General features: G+C 59.7%; 15 protein-coding genes, 1 tRNA gene and 3 pseudogenes. 9 read left to right on the top strand and 10 right to left on the bottom strand.

The window, feature by feature from the left end:
• Nucleotides 1-212: 212 nt before the first annotated feature.
• From AD669_RS22610 to AD669_RS22585, 7 genes and pseudogenes are all read left to right on the top strand, one after another.
• Entirely contained in the window at nucleotides 213-1,526 is a 1,314-nt protein-coding gene (locus AD669_RS22610) for an MFS transporter (protein ID WP_053123823.1), read from the top strand.
• A gap of 116 nt (nucleotides 1,527-1,642) precedes the next feature.
• Nucleotides 1,643-2,419, top strand: a pseudogene (locus AD669_RS29105) (PAS domain-containing protein); the annotation flags it as partial.
• Nucleotides 2,399-2,959, top strand: a complete 561-nt coding sequence (locus tag AD669_RS29100) for a methyl-accepting chemotaxis protein (RefSeq protein ID WP_256218922.1) — start codon at nucleotides 2,399-2,401, stop codon at nucleotides 2,957-2,959. The pseudogene AD669_RS29105 and the gene AD669_RS29100, both read left to right, overlap by 21 nt.
• A gap of 179 nt (nucleotides 2,960-3,138) precedes the next feature.
• Nucleotides 3,139-3,750 (top strand): flavin reductase family protein, encoded by a 612-nt coding sequence (locus tag AD669_RS22600; RefSeq protein WP_053123819.1) that lies wholly within the window; start codon nucleotides 3,139-3,141, stop codon nucleotides 3,748-3,750.
• A gap of 92 nt (nucleotides 3,751-3,842) precedes the next feature.
• On the top strand, nucleotides 3,843-4,403 hold the full coding sequence (locus tag AD669_RS22595; RefSeq protein ID WP_053123817.1) for a DUF2975 domain-containing protein: 561 nt from the start codon (nucleotides 3,843-3,845) through the stop codon (nucleotides 4,401-4,403).
• 7 nt (nucleotides 4,404-4,410) lie between these two features.
• Nucleotides 4,411-4,632, top strand: a complete 222-nt coding sequence (locus AD669_RS22590) for a helix-turn-helix transcriptional regulator (RefSeq protein WP_053123815.1) — start codon at nucleotides 4,411-4,413, stop codon at nucleotides 4,630-4,632.
• Nucleotides 4,633-4,712: 80 nt separating this feature from the next.
• Complete coding sequence (locus AD669_RS22585) at nucleotides 4,713-5,345, top strand: LysE family translocator (RefSeq protein ID WP_053123813.1); 633 nt, start codon at nucleotides 4,713-4,715, stop codon at nucleotides 5,343-5,345.
• Nucleotides 5,346-5,368: 23 nt separating this feature from the next.
• On the opposite strand, the pseudogene AD669_RS22580 reads toward AD669_RS22585, so the two are convergent.
• Together AD669_RS22580 and ggt are read right to left on the bottom strand one after the other, a co-directional pair.
• Nucleotides 5,369-5,539, bottom strand: a pseudogene (locus tag AD669_RS22580) (type II toxin-antitoxin system HigA family antitoxin); the annotation flags it as partial.
• A 152-nt stretch (nucleotides 5,540-5,691) separates the two neighbouring features.
• Nucleotides 5,692-7,524 (bottom strand): gamma-glutamyltransferase, encoded by a 1,833-nt coding sequence (gene ggt, locus AD669_RS22575; RefSeq protein ID WP_053123810.1) that lies wholly within the window; start codon nucleotides 7,522-7,524, stop codon nucleotides 5,692-5,694.
• A 262-nt stretch (nucleotides 7,525-7,786) separates the two neighbouring features.
• Here ggt and AD669_RS22570 point away from each other — a divergent pair, with 262 nt between their 5' ends.
• Nucleotides 7,787-8,887: a DUF2817 domain-containing protein gene (locus AD669_RS22570; RefSeq protein WP_053123808.1), complete on the top strand. Its 1,101-nt coding sequence runs from the start codon at nucleotides 7,787-7,789 to the stop codon at nucleotides 8,885-8,887.
• Between the two features lie 98 nt (nucleotides 8,888-8,985).
• Here AD669_RS22570 and AD669_RS22565 read toward each other — a convergent pair.
• The 6 genes from AD669_RS22565 to AD669_RS22540 all read right to left on the bottom strand — a co-directional run bounded on the left by AD669_RS22565 (nucleotide 8,986) and on the right by AD669_RS22540 (nucleotide 14,598).
• Nucleotides 8,986-9,062, bottom strand: a tRNA-Met gene (locus AD669_RS22565).
• A gap of 86 nt (nucleotides 9,063-9,148) precedes the next feature.
• The gene (locus AD669_RS22560; protein ID WP_053123806.1) at nucleotides 9,149-10,603 is read right to left on the bottom strand and encodes an amidase; all 1,455 of its coding nucleotides are present in this window, start codon (nucleotides 10,601-10,603) and stop codon (nucleotides 9,149-9,151) included.
• A gap of 60 nt (nucleotides 10,604-10,663) precedes the next feature.
• Nucleotides 10,664-11,710, bottom strand: a complete 1,047-nt coding sequence (locus tag AD669_RS22555; RefSeq protein ID WP_053123804.1) for an extracellular solute-binding protein — start codon at nucleotides 11,708-11,710, stop codon at nucleotides 10,664-10,666.
• A gap of 27 nt (nucleotides 11,711-11,737) precedes the next feature.
• Nucleotides 11,738-12,544: an ABC transporter permease gene (locus tag AD669_RS22550; RefSeq protein WP_053123802.1), complete on the bottom strand. Its 807-nt coding sequence runs from the start codon at nucleotides 12,542-12,544 to the stop codon at nucleotides 11,738-11,740.
• The gene (locus AD669_RS22545; RefSeq protein WP_053123801.1) at nucleotides 12,544-13,464 is read right to left on the bottom strand and encodes an ABC transporter permease; all 921 of its coding nucleotides are present in this window, start codon (nucleotides 13,462-13,464) and stop codon (nucleotides 12,544-12,546) included. The genes AD669_RS22550 and AD669_RS22545 overlap by 1 nt, the downstream gene beginning before the upstream one ends.
• A gap of 15 nt (nucleotides 13,465-13,479) precedes the next feature.
• Complete coding sequence (locus tag AD669_RS22540) at nucleotides 13,480-14,598, bottom strand: ABC transporter ATP-binding protein (protein ID WP_053123799.1); 1,119 nt, start codon at nucleotides 14,596-14,598, stop codon at nucleotides 13,480-13,482.
• 226 nt (nucleotides 14,599-14,824) lie between these two features.
• Here AD669_RS22540 and AD669_RS22535 point away from each other — a divergent pair, with 226 nt between their 5' ends.
• Nucleotides 14,825-15,727 (top strand): LysR substrate-binding domain-containing protein, encoded by a 903-nt coding sequence (locus AD669_RS22535; protein WP_053123797.1) that lies wholly within the window; start codon nucleotides 14,825-14,827, stop codon nucleotides 15,725-15,727.
• Here the strand turns inward: AD669_RS22535 and AD669_RS29095 are convergent.
• Both AD669_RS29095 and AD669_RS22525 read right to left on the bottom strand, forming a co-directional pair.
• Nucleotides 15,720-16,562: a methyl-accepting chemotaxis protein gene (locus tag AD669_RS29095; protein WP_371262384.1), complete on the bottom strand. Its 843-nt coding sequence runs from the start codon at nucleotides 16,560-16,562 to the stop codon at nucleotides 15,720-15,722. The genes AD669_RS22535 and AD669_RS29095 overlap by 8 nt on opposite strands.
• 1,466 nt (nucleotides 16,563-18,028) lie before the next feature.
• Nucleotides 18,029-18,253: pseudogene (locus AD669_RS22525) on the bottom strand (IS110 family transposase); the annotation flags it as partial.

The raw sequence follows: 18,253 nt of genomic DNA, 5'->3' as shown, positions 1-18,253 counted from the left end.
GCACTTATTTGGCTGACCCACCGCATTCGCGAGCAAGCCCGCTCCCACAGGTTTTTCACTAGGCTGCAGACAGGCCCCAACAGTAAATCAAGCCGAGGCGTTTTGTGAGCAGGTTTTTCCAAATCAGGACTATGGTCTAACGGGTTGTCCATCCGCCCATTTGCGTAGACCATGTGCGCCTTGGTTTTTTGCCTGTGCCAGAGTTCTTTGTCATGACTGCCAATTCCGCAGCGCAACCCGCGCCGTTCAGCCGCTCCGACTACAAGACCCTCGGCCTTGCAGCCCTCGGTGGCGCGCTGGAAATCTATGATTTCATCATTTTCGTGTTCTTCGCCCTGACCCTCAGTCAGCTGTTTTTCCCGCCGGAAATGCCCGAATGGCTGCGCCTGCTGCAAAGCTTCGGGATCTTTGTCACCGGTTACCTGGCGCGGCCGCTGGGCGGTATTTTGATGGCGCATTTCGCCGACCGCATGGGTCGCAAGAAAGTCTTCAGCCTGAGCATCCTGATGATGGCGCTGCCGTGCCTGCTGATCGGGATCATGCCGACTTACGCGCAGATCGGTTATTTCGCGCCGCTGTTGCTGCTGGCGCTGCGCATTCTCCAAGGCGCGGCGGTCGGCGGCGAAGTGCCGAGTGCCTGGGTGTTCGTCGCTGAACATGCACCTGCTGGCCATCGCGGTTATGCGCTGGGCTTCCTCCAGGCCGGGCTGACCTTCGGTTACCTGATCGGCGCGTTGACCGCGACGTTTCTGGCGCAAGTGTTCACCCCGGCAGAAATCCTCGATTACGCCTGGCGCTATCCGTTCCTGCTCGGCGGTGTATTCGGCGTGATCGGCGTCTACCTGCGTCGCTGGCTGAGCGAAACGCCGGTGTTCATGGCCATGGAAGCGCAACGTGAGGCGCGCGTCGAACTGCCGTTGCGCACGGTGTTGCGCGAACACCGACTGGCGATGCTACCGGCGATGCTGCTGACCTGCGTGCTGACCTCGGCGGTGGTGGTGTTCGTCGTCATCACGCCGACCATGATGCAGAAAACCTTCGGCATGACCGCCAGCCATACCTTCGCCCTCAGCGCATTGGGCATCGTTTTCCTCAATATCGGCTGCGTGATCGCCGGGTTGCTGGTCGACCGCATCGGCGCCTGGCGCACGGTCATGCTCTATAGCCTGTTGCTGCCGCTGGGCATTGCCGTGCTCTACGGTTGCCTGATCAGCGGCGGCGCCTGGATCGGCATCGCCTACGCCATCGCGGGTCTCGCCTGCGGCGTGGTGGGCGCGGTGCCCTCGGTGATGGTCGGTTTGTTCCCGGCGCGTATCCGCGTGTCAGGCATTTCCTTCACCTACAACATTGCCTACGCCGCGTGGGCAAGTATCACACCGCTGTTGCTGATCGGTCTGATGCCGTGGAGTCCGTGGATCTGCGTGATGTTCTGCGCGGTGATGGGCGCGGTCGGTATCGTCAGCGCGGCGTATTTCGGCGCGCGGATGCCGCGCACGGGACAATGTCAGGTAGCCGGAACTGCCTGAAAACGTACGTCCGAACTATTTTTGACTGAGGAGTCTCAAGCGCTCTTCAGAAACGCTGCGCAAGGCCGATGGTTAGGCTGCATCCCGCTCTCTAACCTGTCCATCGGTACTTTCCCATGTTCAACAAACGCTTGAAGCAAGAGCTGGCCGCTCTTCGTGAAGAACTCTCCAGCCTTGTGCAAGTAAAGGAAAGCCTGGAAAGCGAGATGCTGGTGCTGACCCTTGAGCCCGACGGCCGGGTGCAGTCGGTCAATCAGAACTTCCTCAGTGAAATGCTCTACAAGAGCCACGATCTGATTGGCCGCGCGATCGAAGACATCGTTCCGGCCCACGTGAAGTCCGATGAATTTCATCAGCGCTTCAAAAACGCCATGAACCGTGGCGAGCATTTCGCTGGCGCGATTCGTTTGCTGCGCGGCAATGGTGAAGAGGCGTGGCTGCGTTCGATTGTGCAGCCGGTGCGCTCGTCGGATGGGCGGATCAAAAATATCTCGATCTATGCCAGCGACCTGACGCGAACAATCGAAGCCTCCCGTGAACACGAAAACCTGATCGGCGCGCTGGTGCGTTCCACTGCCGTAATCGAGTTCGATCTCAACGGTAATGTACTGGCCGCCAATGATCGTTTCCTTAGCGGCATGGGTTACAGCCTGGCGCAGATCAAGGGCAAACATCACCGGATGTTTTGCGAGCCGCAGGAGTACAACAGCGCCGAGTACGCAAACTTTTGGCGTCGTTTGAACAACGGTGAATTTGTCGCTGAGCGTTTCAAACGGGTCGACAGCCATGGTCGTACAGTCTGGCTGGAAGCGTCCTACAACCCCGTGGTCGATGCCAACAACAAACTGTACAAAGTGGTGAAGTTCGCCACGGTGATCACCGATCAGGTCAATCGCGAACAAGCCGTTGCCGAAGCGGCCAACATTGCCTACAGCACTTCGCAACAAACCGACAGCACGGCGCAGCGCGGCACCACAGTGGTGACCGAGGCGGTCAATGTGATGCGCGATTTGTCGCGACATATGCAGACGGCGGGTGAGGGCATTGAAGCGCTGAACGAGCAATCGCTGGTGATCGGCACCATCGTCAAAACCATCAGCGGCATTGCTGAACAGACCAACCTGCTGGCGCTGAACGCGGCGATCGAAGCGGCGCGTGCCGGTGAACAGGGGCGCGGTTTTGCCGTGGTGGCCGATGAAGTGCGGCAACTGGCTTCGCGCACCAGTCAGGCGACGGATGAGATTGTCGGCGTGGTGCGGCAGAACCAGGAAATGGCGCGCAACGCCGTGGCCTTGATGACTGACGGCAAGCTTCAGGCTGAACAAGGACTGGCGCTGGCGGCAGAGGCGGGCACGGTGATTGTCGAGATTCAGGACGGTGCGCAGAAAGTGGTGAATGCGGTTGGCCAGTTCGCCAATCAACTTTCCAACTGAAGATCCACCCATTCCCTGTAGGAGCTGTCGAGTAAAACGAGGCTGCGATGTTTTGATCTTGATGTTGAGGGCCAAGATCAAAAGATCGCAGCGTTCCGCAGCTCCTACAGGTTTTTCACCAGCAGATATTTCGTTGCTGGCGCTACAATCGGCTCCTTTTCTCCCCGGAGCAGATCCCCATGAGCGCAGACCATCGCCGCCCGGTTCCCCTCAACAAAGCCTACCGTTTGCTCAACCATGGGCCGACCGTATTGGTCAGCGCCGCGCACAACGGCCAGCGCAATATCATGGCTGCCGCCTGGGCAATGCCGCTGGATTTCGAGCCGCCGAAAGTCGCCGTCGTACTCGATAAATCAACCTGGACGCGACAGTTGCTCGAAGCCTCGGGCACCTTCGTCCTCAACGTTCCGTGTGCGCAACAGGCCGATATCGTGCAAACCGTCGGTAACACTTCCGGTCTGGACATCGTTGGCAGTCAAAGCCGCGACAAATTCGAAGCCTATGGCCTGCAAACCTTCGCCGGGGAGCTTGTTAAGGCGCCGCTGCTCGACGGCTGCGTCGCCTGGCTTGAATGTCGTTTGTTGCCGGAGCCGCACAATCATCAGCAGTACGATCTATTCCTCGCCGAGGTGATTGCCGCGCACGCCGATGCTCGCGTGTTTAGCGAAGGGCGTTGGCATTTCGATGGCCACGATTCATTGCGCACGCTGCACCATGTGGCGGGCGGGCATTTCCTCACCATTGGCGATGCTTTGGATGGCAAAGTGCTGGAGGCCAATCCATCGAAATGAAACATAAATTAACGTTTTGCAGTAATTAATTATTGTTTTGCGATAATTTAATCGTCTATGGTTTGTCTCACATTCAATCTGTGAGGCTTTCCATGACTTCCGTTTCTCTCGCGCAATTCAGCCGCCGTATGGCCACGATCACGTTGCTGCTGATCATCCTGATGCTGGTGCTCAACGCTGCGGTCTGGCTGTTCCCTACGTTGGCCAGCAAGGATGGTTTGGGCCTGGGGTTCGCCTTGAGCGATCGCCAGCTCTCGGACATGACCAGTGCCGCCGCAGTGTTTCCGTGGTGGCAAACACTGGGCGCCATCGTGCTGTCGAGTATTCCCCTGATCGCACTGGCCTATGGTTTGAGGGCGCTACGTCGTCTGTTCCAGTGCTACGCCAGGGGTGAGTATTTTTCCGCCGAAGCCGCCGGTCATCTGGGCAAAGTCGGGCGCGCCGTGGCGCTTTGGGTGCTGCTGGATTTTCTTTGCGAGCCGATGCTCAGCTTGTGGATTACGCAGAATGCGCCGGTGGGTGAGCGAATGGTGACTTTGAGCGTCACAGCGTCCACCTTCGTCGCGTTGTTCATGGCCGGCTGTATTTCGATCATTGCGCGTATCCTGTCGCAGGCCAGCGAAGTGGATTCCGAAAACCGTACTTTTATTTGAGATCGCTATGTCTATCGTGATTCAACTGGACGTGATGCTCGCCCTGCGCAAGGTCAAATCCAAGGATCTGGCCGCCGCCATCGGCATCACCGAAGCCAATCTGTCCTTACTCAAACAGGGCAAGGTCAAAGGTTTGCGTCTGGCGACCCTGGACGCCATTTGTGAATACCTCAACTGCCAACCCGGCGACTTGCTGATCCGCGTGCCGGAGGGCGAACCGGCTGTTTAAAAGCACTGCCCAACCCATGGCAAAACGCGGCGGGATGTTGCAAGGTGTGGGCATTGTCGAATCAATCAGGCACATGCCCCATGGATATCTCTGCCGTGAGCTACCTCGCTCCACTGCTGTCGCTGGCGCTGTTGTGGACAGTCGCCGTGGTCACGCCGGGGCCGAACTTCTTCAACATCGCGCAACTGGCCGTCAGCCGTTCGCGACGCCATGGCGTCGTTGCCGCACTCGGCGTGGCCAGCGGCACGGTACTGTGGGGACTGGCCGGCGGCTTGGGCATCCAGTCATTGTTCAGCGCTGCTCCGACGCTGTACCTCAGTTTCAAGATCGCCGGTGGCTGCTACCTGATCTACCTCGGCCTCAAGCAATTCAAACGCAAGGCTGCCATCGCGCCGGGCACCGTGGACGCGTCGCAGCAAACACTGCGCGGCGCCTATGCCCGAGGCTTTCTCGGCAACATGACCAATCCGAAATCGGCACTGTTCGTCGCCACCATCTTCGCTACCGCAATGCCGGCACACATACCGCCGTTATTGCTGGCGCTGGCGGTACTGACCATGGCTACGCTGTCATTCAGTTGGTATTGCAGCGTCGCACTGTTCTTTGCCAGCCGCCGTGTGGCGAGTGTTTACGAACGCTCGCGTAAGTGGCTGGATCGACTGGCAGGTGGTTGCTATTTGCTGTTTGGCGTACATCTGGTGGCGAGTCGTTGAGCGCATTGGGTGTATCTGTCTCAGGGCAAGTCGAGAGGAAAATGCTTCGCTTCGTAGGCTTCGATCAAGGTGATCAATACCTCGAAGTAATCCCCTTCAGGCGTACCAGGTAAAGGTTCATTGTCGAAAAGTGCGGAAACGTTTTTGAGCGCCGCACGGTAGTCTTCTTCGGTGTGGATCGGACGGATGTTCATGGGGAAAACTCCATTTCAACGAACGGACTCACTCTACCTCTGCGTACAATTTTCAGGGGTAGGAAAAGGCGACGTGACATTGCCGTAGCTTCCGAGCCCGCATAAAAAAAGGCCTACCTCCCAGTAAGCCTTTTCCGTCTTGCATGTAAGCCTCAATCCCCCAACGCTTCCCCTTCACGCCGTGGATCCGCTCCACCTTCCAGCGTTGCATTGCCCTGCGCATCCTTGACCCGAACAATCGCCTGGGTGCCGCTGGTCATGTCGATTTCATTCACCGCATGCCCTTTGTCCTTCAACGCCTGAATCAGCGTCGGGCTGAATTGGCCCTGTTCCAGTTCGGTCGGGCCGTTGCGGCTGCCGAAGTTGGGCAGGCTGATGGCGCTTTGTGGGTCGAGGTTCCAGTCGAGCAGGCCAATGGTGGTTTTCGCCACGTATTCGATGATCTGCGAACCGCCCGGTGAGCCGACGCTGGCGAGGAATTCGCCGCTGTTGCGATCGAAGATCAGTGTGGGCGCCATTGACGAGCGTGGGCGTTTGCCGGGCTCGACGCGGTTGGCGACTTTTTGGCCGTTCTCTTCGGGGATAAAGGAGAAGTCGGTCATCTGGTTGTTCAGCAGAAAACCCTGAACCATCAGGTGCGAACCGAACGCTGCTTCGATGGTGGTGGTCATCGATACGGCGCCGCCGAGGTCATCCACCGCGACCACTTGTGACGTCGAGATGCGCAGTGGCGAACGATCCGGTGCGTAGGCCACTTGCACGCCCGGTGGTGTGCCGGGTTTGGCGGTGCCCATGCTGCGCTCGCCGATCAGGCTGGCGCGGCTGGCCAGATAACCCGGGTCGACCAGGCCTTTCACTGGCACCGGAACGAAGTCGGTATCGGCGACATATTGCGCACGATCGGCGTAGGCCAGACGTTCAGCTTCGGCGATCAGGTGCACCGCTTGTGGCGCGGGTTCGATGCCGGCGGGTTTGTCGGTTTTCACTGGTTTCAGCGGGGTGAGCGACAAGCGCGGATCGCGGGTTTCCAGCGCCTGCAAGGTGCCAAGTATCTGCGCCACGGCGATGCCGCCCGACGACGGTGGCGGCATGCCGCAGACTTGCCAGCGTTTGTAATCGGTGCACAGCGGCGCGCGTTCTTTGGCTTGATAGTGCTGAAGATCGTTCAGCGACAGGCTGCCCGGGTTGGCGTGGCCTTGAACCTTGGCGACGATTTCTTCGGCGATCGGGCCTTTGTACAGCGCAACGGCGCCTTCGTTGGCGATGCGTTTGAGCACGGCGGCCAACGCTGGATTCTGCAAGCGCGTGCCGACCGCTTTGACGCTGCCATCGGCATTGAGGAAATACGCGGCCATGTCCGGCGAGTTGCGGATCACCGGATCAGATTCCAGCAGCGAATGCAGGCGCGGGGAAATCGCGAAACCTTGTTCAGCGAGTTTGATCGCCGGTTCAAACAGCTTGGCCCATGGCAGGCGACCGTGTTGTTTATGCGCCATTTCCAGTGCGCGCAAAACGCCAGGAGTGCCAACGGAGCGGCCGCCAATTTGCGCCTGGGGGAACGACATCGGTTTGCCGTCAGGGCGCAAAAAGAGTTTCTCGGTAGCACCGGCCGGCGCCGTTTCGCGGCCGTCGTAGGTGCGCACCTGTTTGCCGTCCCACAGCACGATCATCGCGCCGCCACCGATCCCGGAAGATTGCGGCTCAACCAGCGTCAGCACGGCCTGCATCGCAATCGCCGCATCAATCGCCGAACCGCCCTGACGCAACATCTCGCGACCGGCCTCGGCAGCCAGTGGATTGGCAGCGGCGGCCATATGTGTGCTCGCGTGACGGGTTTGCAGATCGGTGCGGAAACCCGACGCGGCTTCCGGTGCCAAGGGCATGACCGATGAGGGCGGGGCGTTGCACGCGGTGAGGGTCAGGGCGCTGATGATCAGCGTCAGGGCAGGCAGGCGAAAGCGGCTCAAGGGCAAGGCTGAAAACACGCGGGCTCTCCGTCCGTGGATTAAAAGTCTGAGGGACTCTATCGACCGCCCGGTCGCGACGCAAACCGGTGGGCATTTTTGTCTTTCTTTTCAGAGCGGATGTTCGCTAGGGTCAACCTCAAATCATTAACCTGAAATGAGCCTTTTGTGGGAGCGAGCTTGCTCGCGAATGCGCAGTGTCAGTCGGCAGAAATGTTAAATGTAAAACCGCTTTCGCGAGCAAGCTCGCTCCCACAATTAGAAAACCAACAAGAGGCCAGGCATGCACAGCGAGTTTCCCACCGAGTCCAGTTACCGCATTCAACGCGAACAGTTTCTCGCCGCCGCCAATGCCGCCGGGGCGTCAATCACCTCCTACGCACATCCGCGCTGTGGCCCGTTTGGCGAGCCGTTGAGCACCGACGTCGCCGTGCTCGGTGACCCGCAGGCCAAAAAACGTCTGGTGGCGCTCAGCGGCACTCACGGCGTGGAAGGCTATTACGGTTCCGACTGCCAAATCGATTGGCTGAAAGCATTCGCACCCGGCTCGCTGCCCAAAGATGTCGCGGTGATCATGGTTCACCTGATCAACCCGTGGGGCACGGCGTGGTTGCGTCGAGTCAACGAAGACAACATCGACCTCAACCGCAATCACCTGGATTTCACCGAAGCGTTGCCGGATAACCGTGCTTACGCGGCACTGCACGACATCTACGCCTGCACCGACCTGAATGGCCCCGAGCGTCAACGCGCCGATACCTTGCTCGATGCGCAGATCAACGAACACGGCTGGCCGGCCGTCATGTCGATTGTCGAGGGTGGTCAGCACAGTCATCCGGATGGATTGTTCTATGGCGGTCGCGCGCCGAGTTGGTCGAATCGCACGTTGCATCAAATCATCGAAGCGCATCTGGCTGGCGCGGACACCGTGATGTGTTTCGACCTGCACACCGGCGCTGGCGAATACGGTCATCCGATGTTGCTGACCATCACCCAAACGCCGTACCCGGCACTCCCCCAGGCTCAGTCGATTTACGGGCCATGGCTTTACACGCTGCACACCGGCGCCGACACCCTGAGCGAAACCGGCGTCGCCGCGACCGCCACCGGTTACACCTCGCAGGCATTGCTCGATACCTTGCCGGACGTGCAATTGATGCCGTTCGTGATCGAGTGCGGCACCTATCCCGGCGCGGATGTGCATCGGTATTTACGTGACGACCATTGGTTGCATCTTCACGGCGATCCGCTGGATGCAACGGGTAGGGCGATCAAACTGAATCTGCTGGAACAGTTCTACCCGGCCGATCCCGACTGGCGGGCGATGGTGGGTTTGCGTACCCGACAAATCTGGGCGAAAGGATTGGCGGCACTGGCAGGCTGAAACGCTGGATGAGGGGACAAATCCCCTCACCATAAAACCGGCGCTTTTCTCGAGGCATAAAAAAACGGCCTACCTTTCGGTAAGCCGTTTTTAGTACTTGGTGGCTACACAGGGACTTGAACCCCGGACCCCAGCATTATGAATGCTATGCTCTAACCAACTGAGCTATGTAGCCAAGTGGCGCGCATTATTCCCCTGAAATGGAAAAGCGTCAAGCGTAAATTTAAAAATTTTTTCTACGCTTTCAACCGTTTATCAAAATCACTGGCTCAGCAGCGGCGAAGGGCAGCGTTGGAACCAGCGGCTGGCCTGTTCATACGCGTGCGCCAATTGCAGAACAGCGAAGTCTGCCTGGTGCTTGCCGATGATCTGCAGCCCCATCGGCAAACCCTGCGCATTGAATCCAGCCTGAACGCTCGCCACCGGGCAACCCGATAACGTGCCGGGGATCACCACTTCCATCCAGCGATGATAAGTGTCCATGCTCACGCCTTCGATCGACGTCGGCCACGGCTGGGTTTTATCGAACGGAAACACCTGAGCGCTCGGCAACAACAGGTAGTCATATTTTTCGAATAACTTCGAGATCGCCCGATACCAATCACTGCGCACCACCGAGGCGGTAAACACTTCGCTGGCGGAAAGCTGCAAACCGTTTTCCACTTCCCAGATCGCTTCCGGTTTCAACAGTGCGCGCTTTTGCGGATCGGCATAAGTCGCGCCCAACGAACCGGCGACCATCCAGTGGCGTAACGTGCGCCAACTGCTCCACAAGCGCTCAGGCGCGAAACCCGGATCCGCTGCCTCGACGTGGCAGCCAATGCTTTCGAAGTCGGCGAAGGTCTTCTCGCACAGCGACAGCACGCCGTTCTCCATCGGCAGATAACCATTGAAGTCACCCAGCCAGCCCAGCCGTGTGCCTGTGAAATCACGTTCCAGCGGCGCCGCAAACGCCTCACCGGATTCGGCGATGGACAGCGGCGCTCGCGCATCGGCGCCGGCCTGCACTGACAGCAGCAACGCCGCGTCACGCACGCTGCGCGCCATCGGGCCTTCGTAACCGAGCTGATCGATAAACAGATCGGCACTGTCATCAAACGGTACGCGACCCTGCGACGGGCGGAAGCCGAAGATGTTGTTGAACGCCGCCGGGTTGCGCAGCGAGCCCATCATGTCGCTGCCATCGGCCACGGGCACCAGATGCATCGCCAGCGCCGCGCCAGCGCCACCGCTGCTGCCGCCGGCGGTTTTGCTCGGGTCATACGCGCAACCGGTGGCGCCGAACAATGGGTTGTAGCTTTGCGAGCCGAGGCCGAATTCCGGGGTGTTGGTCTTGCCGATGATGATCGCGCCGGCGTTCTTGATCCGCTCGACCATGATGCCGTCGCGCTCGGGCACAAAATCCTTGTACAGCGGCGAACCCATGGTGGTGCGAATGCCACGGGTCAGCGACAGATCCTTGATCGCGTGCGGCAGGCCGTGCATCCAGCCATGGTATTCGCCGCGCAGCAGTTCAGCGTCGCGCTGACCGGCCTGAGCCAGCAGATCATCAGGCGCCTGCAGGCTGATCAACGCATTGACCTTGGGGTTGAAGCGTTCGATGTGCGCGAGATAGGTCTGCATCACTTCGCGGCAGGAAACCTGGCGCAGGCGAATGCGCTCGGCGAGCTCATGGGCCTGCAACAGGACCAGTTCGCTGATGTTATTAGAATTCATTGCAAGCAGCCTTCAAGACGACTGGAAAAACGCCCCGGCCTCGCGCCGGGGCGGCAGGGATCAACGCATCAGGTTGGTCCAGAGACGGTCGGCCAGACGGATCGAGCCTTCGCCGCAGGTCTTGCTGAACACCACTTTGGTGCCTTGCGGAATGTGCAGCTCCGGTGCGTCCTTGAGCGAGGCATCGAGGAACGGTTCGACGCCTTTGATCGGGCTCTGATGCTTGAGGAAGTTCTGTGTCATCGCCGCGTTTTCAGGCTGGCTGAGGAACGCAATGAACGCCTTGGCATTCGCTGGATTCTTGCTGCCGGTCGGAATGACCATGTTGTCGACCCACGCCAGCACGCCTTCCTTCGGGTACAGATATTTCAGCGTCGGTTTCATTTCGCGAGCGCGCATCGACGAGCCGCCCCAGAACATCGACATGTCGATTTCACCCGAAGCGAGGTTTTCGCGGATCGAACCGGCCTTCGAGCTGTAGGTTTTCACGTACGGCTTCTGCGCCTTGAGCAACGTCAGAATCTGCTGCATCTGCTTCGGATCTTCGGTGCACAACGGGATGTCGAGGTAGAGGCTGGCCATGTCTACCGCATCGCTGACCGCGTCGAACATGTTGATCCGGCCTTGCAGTTCGGCCGGCGGCTCATACAAGACTTTGTAGCTGTCGGCCGGGCCGCTGTAGCGCGCGGTGTCGAGCACCACGCTGGTGGTACCCCAAATGAACGGCACCGAATACGCGCCCTCGGGATCCCAGCTTGGTTTTTTCAGGTTGTCGGCAACGTTGGCGTAATACGCTTCTTTGACCGGGTCGAAGCGCTCCAGCAGTTTTTCCTGAATCAGGATCGGCACGAATTGATGCGACGGAATCGCCACGTCATAACCGGCGCCGCCCTGTTTCAGTTTCGCCAGTAGCGTCTCGTTTGAGTCATAGGAATCGACGGTGACTTCGATGCCGGTCTGCTTCTGAAACTTGGCGAGAATCTCCGGCGAAAAATAGCCGCTCCAGCTCACCACGTTGAGTTTCTCGGCGGCCTGAACACTGACGGCCATGGTCAGCGGCACAGTCAGGAACAACGAAGTGCCGACGCTTTTTATCCACTTGCTCATGTCATTTCCCCACAGTAGGTAGAAGGTTCAGGCGTTCTTTTTGCCCAACAGGTAAGAGAGGCTGACGAACAGCACCGAGACGCCCAAAATCAGCGTCGAGACGGCGTTGACGTCGGGTGTCACACCCATGCGCAGCAGGCCGAAGATGAAGATCGGCAGGGTGGTGGTGCCGGCCTGCGAGACCATCATCGAGATCACGAAGTTATCCAGCGAGACGATGAAGGCCAGCATCAACCCGGAGAAAATTCCCGGCATCAGCAGCGGCAGCGTGACCTTGCGAAAGGTGCGCCACGGGCCGGCGTAGAGATCGGCCGAGGCTTGCTCCAGCGACAGATCCATATCGTTCAGACGTGCACGAATCGGCAGGTAGGCGAAAGGAATGCAGAACACCGTGTGCGCGATGATCAGGTTGCCGTAACCCAGCGACAGGCCGATGGTCGAGAACAGCGCGAGCGTTGCCACGCCGACGACGATTTCTGGCAACACCAGCGGCAACATGATCGCGCCCATCGACAGTTGCAGGCCTTTGAACTTGGCCCCGCGCGAGGTGCCGAGCGCGGCGAGGGTGGCAATCGCTGTGGCGACCATGCTGGCGCACACCGCGATCAACAGGCTGTTGCTGGCGGCCTGGCGCAAGGCCTGATTGGCGAACGCGGCGCGGTACCAGTCGAGGCTGAAACCGGTCCACACCGTCGCCGACTGATTGGCGTTGAACGAGAACACCACCAGCACCACGATCGGCGCATAGAGGTACAGATAGAACAGAAAACTGAAACCGCCGAACCCTGGAAAGTCCTGCACGCCCAGCCCTTTGCGTTTGAATAAAGCGAGCATCACGCACCTCCTTTGGCGATGCGCTGACGCTCGGCGCGCAGGGCATACACAGTCAGCACCAACATCACTGCGGCCATCAGCACCAGCGACAGCGCCGCGCCGAATGGCCAGTTACGCGAGTCACTGAACTGGCGGAAGATCAGGTTGCCGAGCATCATTCGCGTGCCGCCGCCGAGCAGTTCCGGGGCAATCATCGCGCCCAGGCACGGTACGAAGGTGAGGATGGCGCCGGCGAGAATCCCCGGTTTGGCGATCGGCAGCACCACTTTGCGCAAGGTGCGCACGCGGCCGGCGTAGAGATCCTGCGCAGCTTCGAGCAGGCGAATGTCCATTTTTTCCAGCGTCGCGTAGATCGGCAAAACCACGAACGGCGCGTAGGTGTAAACCAGCCCCAGCAGCACCGCGCCGTCGGTGTACAGCAACTGCAACGGCTCATGGATGACGCCCATGCCCATCAGGCTGTTGTTGATTACGCCGGTGTTACGCAGCAGCAAAATCCACGCATAGGTGCGGATCAGCAGGTTGGCCCAGAACGGCACGGTGATCAGAAAAATCAGCAAGCCGCGCCGATGCGCCGGTTGCATCGCCAGCCACACGGCGACCGGAAAACCGATCAGCAGGGTGATGATCGTGGTCAGCCCGGCAATGCCGATCGAGCGCAGGGCGATGAGCAGATAGGAGTCGGTAAACGCCAGGCTGTCATCCATTTGCCGCTCGAACAGCAACGAGGTGTACGCCTCACTGCTGAAGACTTTATTGACCCCGCCGTAGGGGTTGGCTTCCATCAGCGAATAGCCGATGACAATCAGGATCGGCACCACCAGAAACAGGCAGATGGCGGTCAGCGCCGGGCTGACCCCGAGGAAACTCTGGAAGGCCTTGCGACGTTCCAGCGTGTTGGCAATCGGTAAGGCGTGCATGGCAATTTCTCCGGCTCAATCGTGCAGGACGCTGGCGCTACCACGGTCAAACAGCAGACCGGCCTGGGAGCCGACGGCAAAGCGCAGGCTCTGGTCGACGCAATTGGGCGTGCGCACGGTGAGACGCGAACCATCGCTGAGGCTGACCTGATATTGCAGGTCGGTGCCGAGGTAGATCTGCGCGTCGATCCGGCACGGCAAGGCAGCCTCGGTAGCGGCAGGCACCAGGTGCAGGCGCTCGGGGCGAACCGACAGCGATACGCTGGCGCCGACCTGCACGTCATCGCACGCTTGCGCCGGCAGCGGATGACCGGCCGGCCCGGCGAACCAAGCCTGACCGTCTTCCACACGAGTCACGGTGCCTTCGATGAAATTGGTTTCGCCGATGAAGTCAGCGACGAAGCGATTGCGCGGACGTTCGTAGATTTCTTCCGGCCGCCCGACTTGCTGCACTTCACCTTCAGAGAGCACGGCGATGCGGTCGGACATGGTCAGTGCTTCTTCCTGGTCGTGGGTGACGAAGATGAAGGTGATGCCGGTTTTCGCCTGAATGGTTTTCAGCTCTTCGCGCATCGCCTGACGCAGCTTGAGATCGAGTGCCGACAGCGGCTCATCAAGCAGCAACACTTTTGGATGCGGCGCCAAAGCACGGGCGAGGGCGACACGTTGTTGCTGGCCGCCGGACAGTTGCGCCGGTTTGCGATTGGCGAAGCGCTCCATCTGCACCAGCGCGAGCATCTCGCGGACACGTTCGCTGATTTGCGCCTTGGTGAGGACTTTGCCCATCGGGTGCGATTCGAGGCCGAAGGCCAGGTTTTCAGCGATGGTCATGTGCGGGAACAGCGCGTAATGCTGAAACACCGTGTTGACCGGCCGCTCGAAGGGCGGGCGATCGGCGATGTTTTCGCCGTAGAGAAGAATCTCGCCTTCGGTGGGAAATTCGAAACCGGCGATCATCCGCAGCAGCGTGGTTTTGCCGCAGCCGGACGGGCCGAGAAGGGTGAAGAATTCGTTGTCGCGGATATCCAGATCAATGCTTTTCAGCGCTACTGGACCGGTGTGCGGATCACCGTAAACTTTGCGCACCGAGCGGATTGAGACCGCCAGTGTTTGCAGCGAATGCAGGGCATTCATGCGTTACCTCCGATTCCCCCATCGCCTGCGGTTGGCTCTGAAAAGCGTTGCCGTCGGGCCATGGATATTATTTTTTTGGGCAGGATCGAGATTGCGTTCGGGTGTAATAACCAGCTTTTTTTTGTTCTGCTGTGGCTCGATTATCAGCCAGGGGTTGCGCAGGGCGACACTTCAATTTAAACATGGCAGCTGTTAGTTAATTTAATAGCCAAAGGTGCCAGGAATCATGCCCGACCACCGGTTGCCGCCGCTGAATGCGGTGCGTGCCTTTGATGCCGCCGCCCGTTTGGGCAGCTACGTCGAAGCCTCGAAAGCGCTGCACGTGACCCAGCCCGCGATAGGCCGGCACGTGAAATTGCTCGAAGACTGGTTGGGCATTCAATTGTTCGAGCGCACCTCGCGCGGGGTCAACCTGACCCCGGCGGGCGAGAAATACCACCGCAAGATCAGCGCCGCGTTGCAGTTGATCATCGAGGCGGGCAAAGAAGCGCAACCCAAAGACGCCGAACGCTGGCTGCGGATCATGGTGGTGCCGGGGTTCGCCAAGCGCTGGTTGATGCCGCGCATCGAAGCGATGCGGCACCTGCGGCCGGGGCTGAAATTTGCCATCGAACCCAACTCGACCTTCACCGAAGTGGACGGCAAAAGTGCCGATCTGGGCATCGTCTACGGCCTCGACGGGGAGTACGCCGATTCGCGGGAAGCGCTGATTTGCCCTCGGGTGTTTCCGATTTGCACGCCGGAGTATCTGGCGAGCATCGATCCTATCGACAGCCCGAGAGATCTGATCAAGCACGAGCTGATTCACGTCGATGACGGTGAGTGGTGGAACCTGTGGTTCGCCGCCCATGACCTCGATATCCACCTGAAATCCGACCTGCTGTACGTCAACAACGATCACGCCTTGTCCGTGGCCGAAAGCGGGCAGGGCATTGCGCTGGCCAACGAAGTGCTGGTGCGCCATGAACTGGCCAGCGGCAAACTGGTGCGCGCGATTGATGATGAGGTGAAGCTGGAAAGTTACCGGGTGCTGACCGCGTCCGCCGAACTCTCGGCGGACGCGGTGTGGTTTATCCAGTGGCTGAAAACCGAACTGGAAAAGGATTTCCCGCAAGCGGTGATCAGTTGAGGCGAAAGCGCGCCGTGTTCTCGCTCAGTGCCTGGCTGCCGAGGCGCAGGGTGTCTGCCGCGAGGTTCACCGCTCGCGCGCCTTCGAGCAAACGCACCGCCGCTTGATCGACCTGCTGGATATTGCCGCTGACTTCATCGGCGGTGCACGCCTGTTCCTCCACCGCCGTGGCTATTTGCGCGAGGGTGTCGGTGACGCTCTGCACGGCACTGGCGATTTCGCCCAACCGTTCGCCAAGCCCGGTGACTGAATCGGCATCGGTTTGCGCCTGGCCGCAGGCAGCTTCCATCAAACTCACGGCTTCGTTGACCGTTGCGCGCAGGCTGTCGACCGTTCCGGCGATCTGCGCGGTGGATGATTGCGTGCGTTGCGACAGGCTGCGCACCTCGTCCGCCACGACGGCAAAGCCGCGTCCCTGCTCGCCGGCGCGCGCCGCTTCAATCGCCGCGTTGAGCGCCAACAGGTTGGTCTGCTCGGCCACCCCGCGAATGGTGTCGACCACCAATTGAATCTGCTGGCCTTGCTCGCTGACCCGACCCAGCGCCGCAGCGGTGTCGTTCAAACGCTGATTGAGCTGTTGAATACTCGCGGTGGTGCGCTGACTGTCGCGGCTGCTGTCGGCGGCGATACGCTGGGTGTGCTGAGCGCTGCCGGAGGCTTGTTCGCAACTCTGCGCCACGCCTTGCGAGGTCGCGGCCAATTGCGTGGCCGCAGCGGCGATCTGGCTGATCTGCAACTGCTGCGCTTCGACTTCGCCGAGGGCACCGCTGGAGTGATCGTTGAGGCTGCGCACCGCGTCGCTCAGTTGCGAAGTCTCGTGATCGACTCCGAGCATGCTGCTGCGCAATTGCACCACGGCGACGTTGAGCGCGGTGCTGATCGCCGCCAGTTCATCGCGACCCTCCACCGGCACTTGCAGGCTGAGGTTGCCATCGCGCAGGGCTTCCGCGAGCAAGGTAATGCCGCTGGCGCTGCGACGAATCGAAGCTTGCAGGCAGATGAACAGGTACAGCGCGGCCAGCAGCAGGCAACCGAACACGGCGGCGACGATGATGAACTGACGGATCGCCGAACCGTGGTAGGCATCGAGTCGTTGATCCAGCGAGACCAACGATTGCTGGCGCAGGGCGGCGAGGTCGCTTAACAAGGCGTCGAGGCTGCGTTCGAAGTCTTCCGGTTTGAGATTGATGCTGCCGCCAAACACGCCGTCGTCCAGCACCTTCAGGCCGCTGTCGAGGTGTTTGAGGCTCTCGTGGTATTGGCTGGCCCAGCTCTGCTGATCTTTCGGCAGGCGTGCTTCCAGCAGCGTGGCGGTTTTCACCAGTTGCTCGCGAGCATCACCGATACGGCTGCGCAGATCGCGTAACTGCAAACGGCTTTGCAGGGTGAACTGGCCCGAGACTACTGAGGCCTGGCCGACGGCAGCGAGGCGACCGACGCGTTCAATCAAGTCCGGCGCATGTTGCGTGGAGATTTGCGTCAGCAGATAGGTTTCCAGCCACGGCGCGAGGGTCAGGCGATTGTCCATGACGATCTGCTCGCGCAACGCTTGCAGGGCGCTCAGGGCATTAGTGAAACGGTCATAACCGTCCGGCCACCAACCGACGCCGCTGAGGCTTTTTGAATCCAGTCCATTGAGTGCGGTTTGCAGCGTTTGATAGCGGCTGAGGGTTTCACCTTCCGCGCCTTCATTTTGCAGGGCATTGCCCAGATCCGTGGTGGCTTGCAGAACTGCCGGTTGCACCGCGTCGAACGCGCCCATGGCGGCGAGGGTGGCCGGTGTCGGCTGGCGATTGGTTTCGGTGGCGCGCCAACGGGCGGCGCGGTCGCGTTGGGCGGCGAGCAAGTTGTCCAGCGCATCCAGCGCGAGCAACTGGCGCACGCCGGCACGTTCGCCGGAAATCAGATTGAGCTTGTCGCGATAGTCCTGGCCGATCATCAACAGGCTGCCGGCCAACGGCAAAATGAACAGCAGAAACAACAACTGGAATTTACCCGCGAAGCCAAACCGCCCCAGCAATTTGATCCCCGGTGAAAGGAAAGCCTGCATGCCCCATGACTCCTCTGGACACCACGCACCATCGGCGTGCATCGCGGTCGTTCGACGTTGATGTTGTGCCCTGCTAAAAGGCCTCGAAAGTTCACTCTCACCCGCTCTGTAGGCAGGTTCTGTAGCGAAACTTCCCATTGTCGATCACCTTTGTAAGGCGACCGCGTTCAGGGGCAGTAGCAAGGCAAGATTCAGACCATGGCGTTGAGCTATCACCTAAATCCCATCCCCTGTAGATACTCTGTTTACGGTCAAGCTTTTGCGAGGTCTTTTGCGCTAAAAAGCTTGGCCGTATCGAAATCTTCTCCGGCTTGCATGCAAGCCCACAGGCCGGTCAGGTATTTGCGCATCACGGCGACGATGGCCTGCATCTTTCTCTTTCCTCGCCCGATCAGCGCTTCGTAATAGGCTTTCACGTTGCTGTCGCAACGAATGGCGGTCAGCGCTGGCATGTACATCGCTGAGCGTAGGTAGGC

It is taken from the genome of Pseudomonas sp. P1.31 (assembly GCF_001269815.1).
GTDB classification, from domain to species: Bacteria; Pseudomonadota; Gammaproteobacteria; order Pseudomonadales; family Pseudomonadaceae; genus Aquipseudomonas; species Aquipseudomonas rustica.
This window is presented reverse-complemented; position numbering and strand designations above follow the sequence as displayed.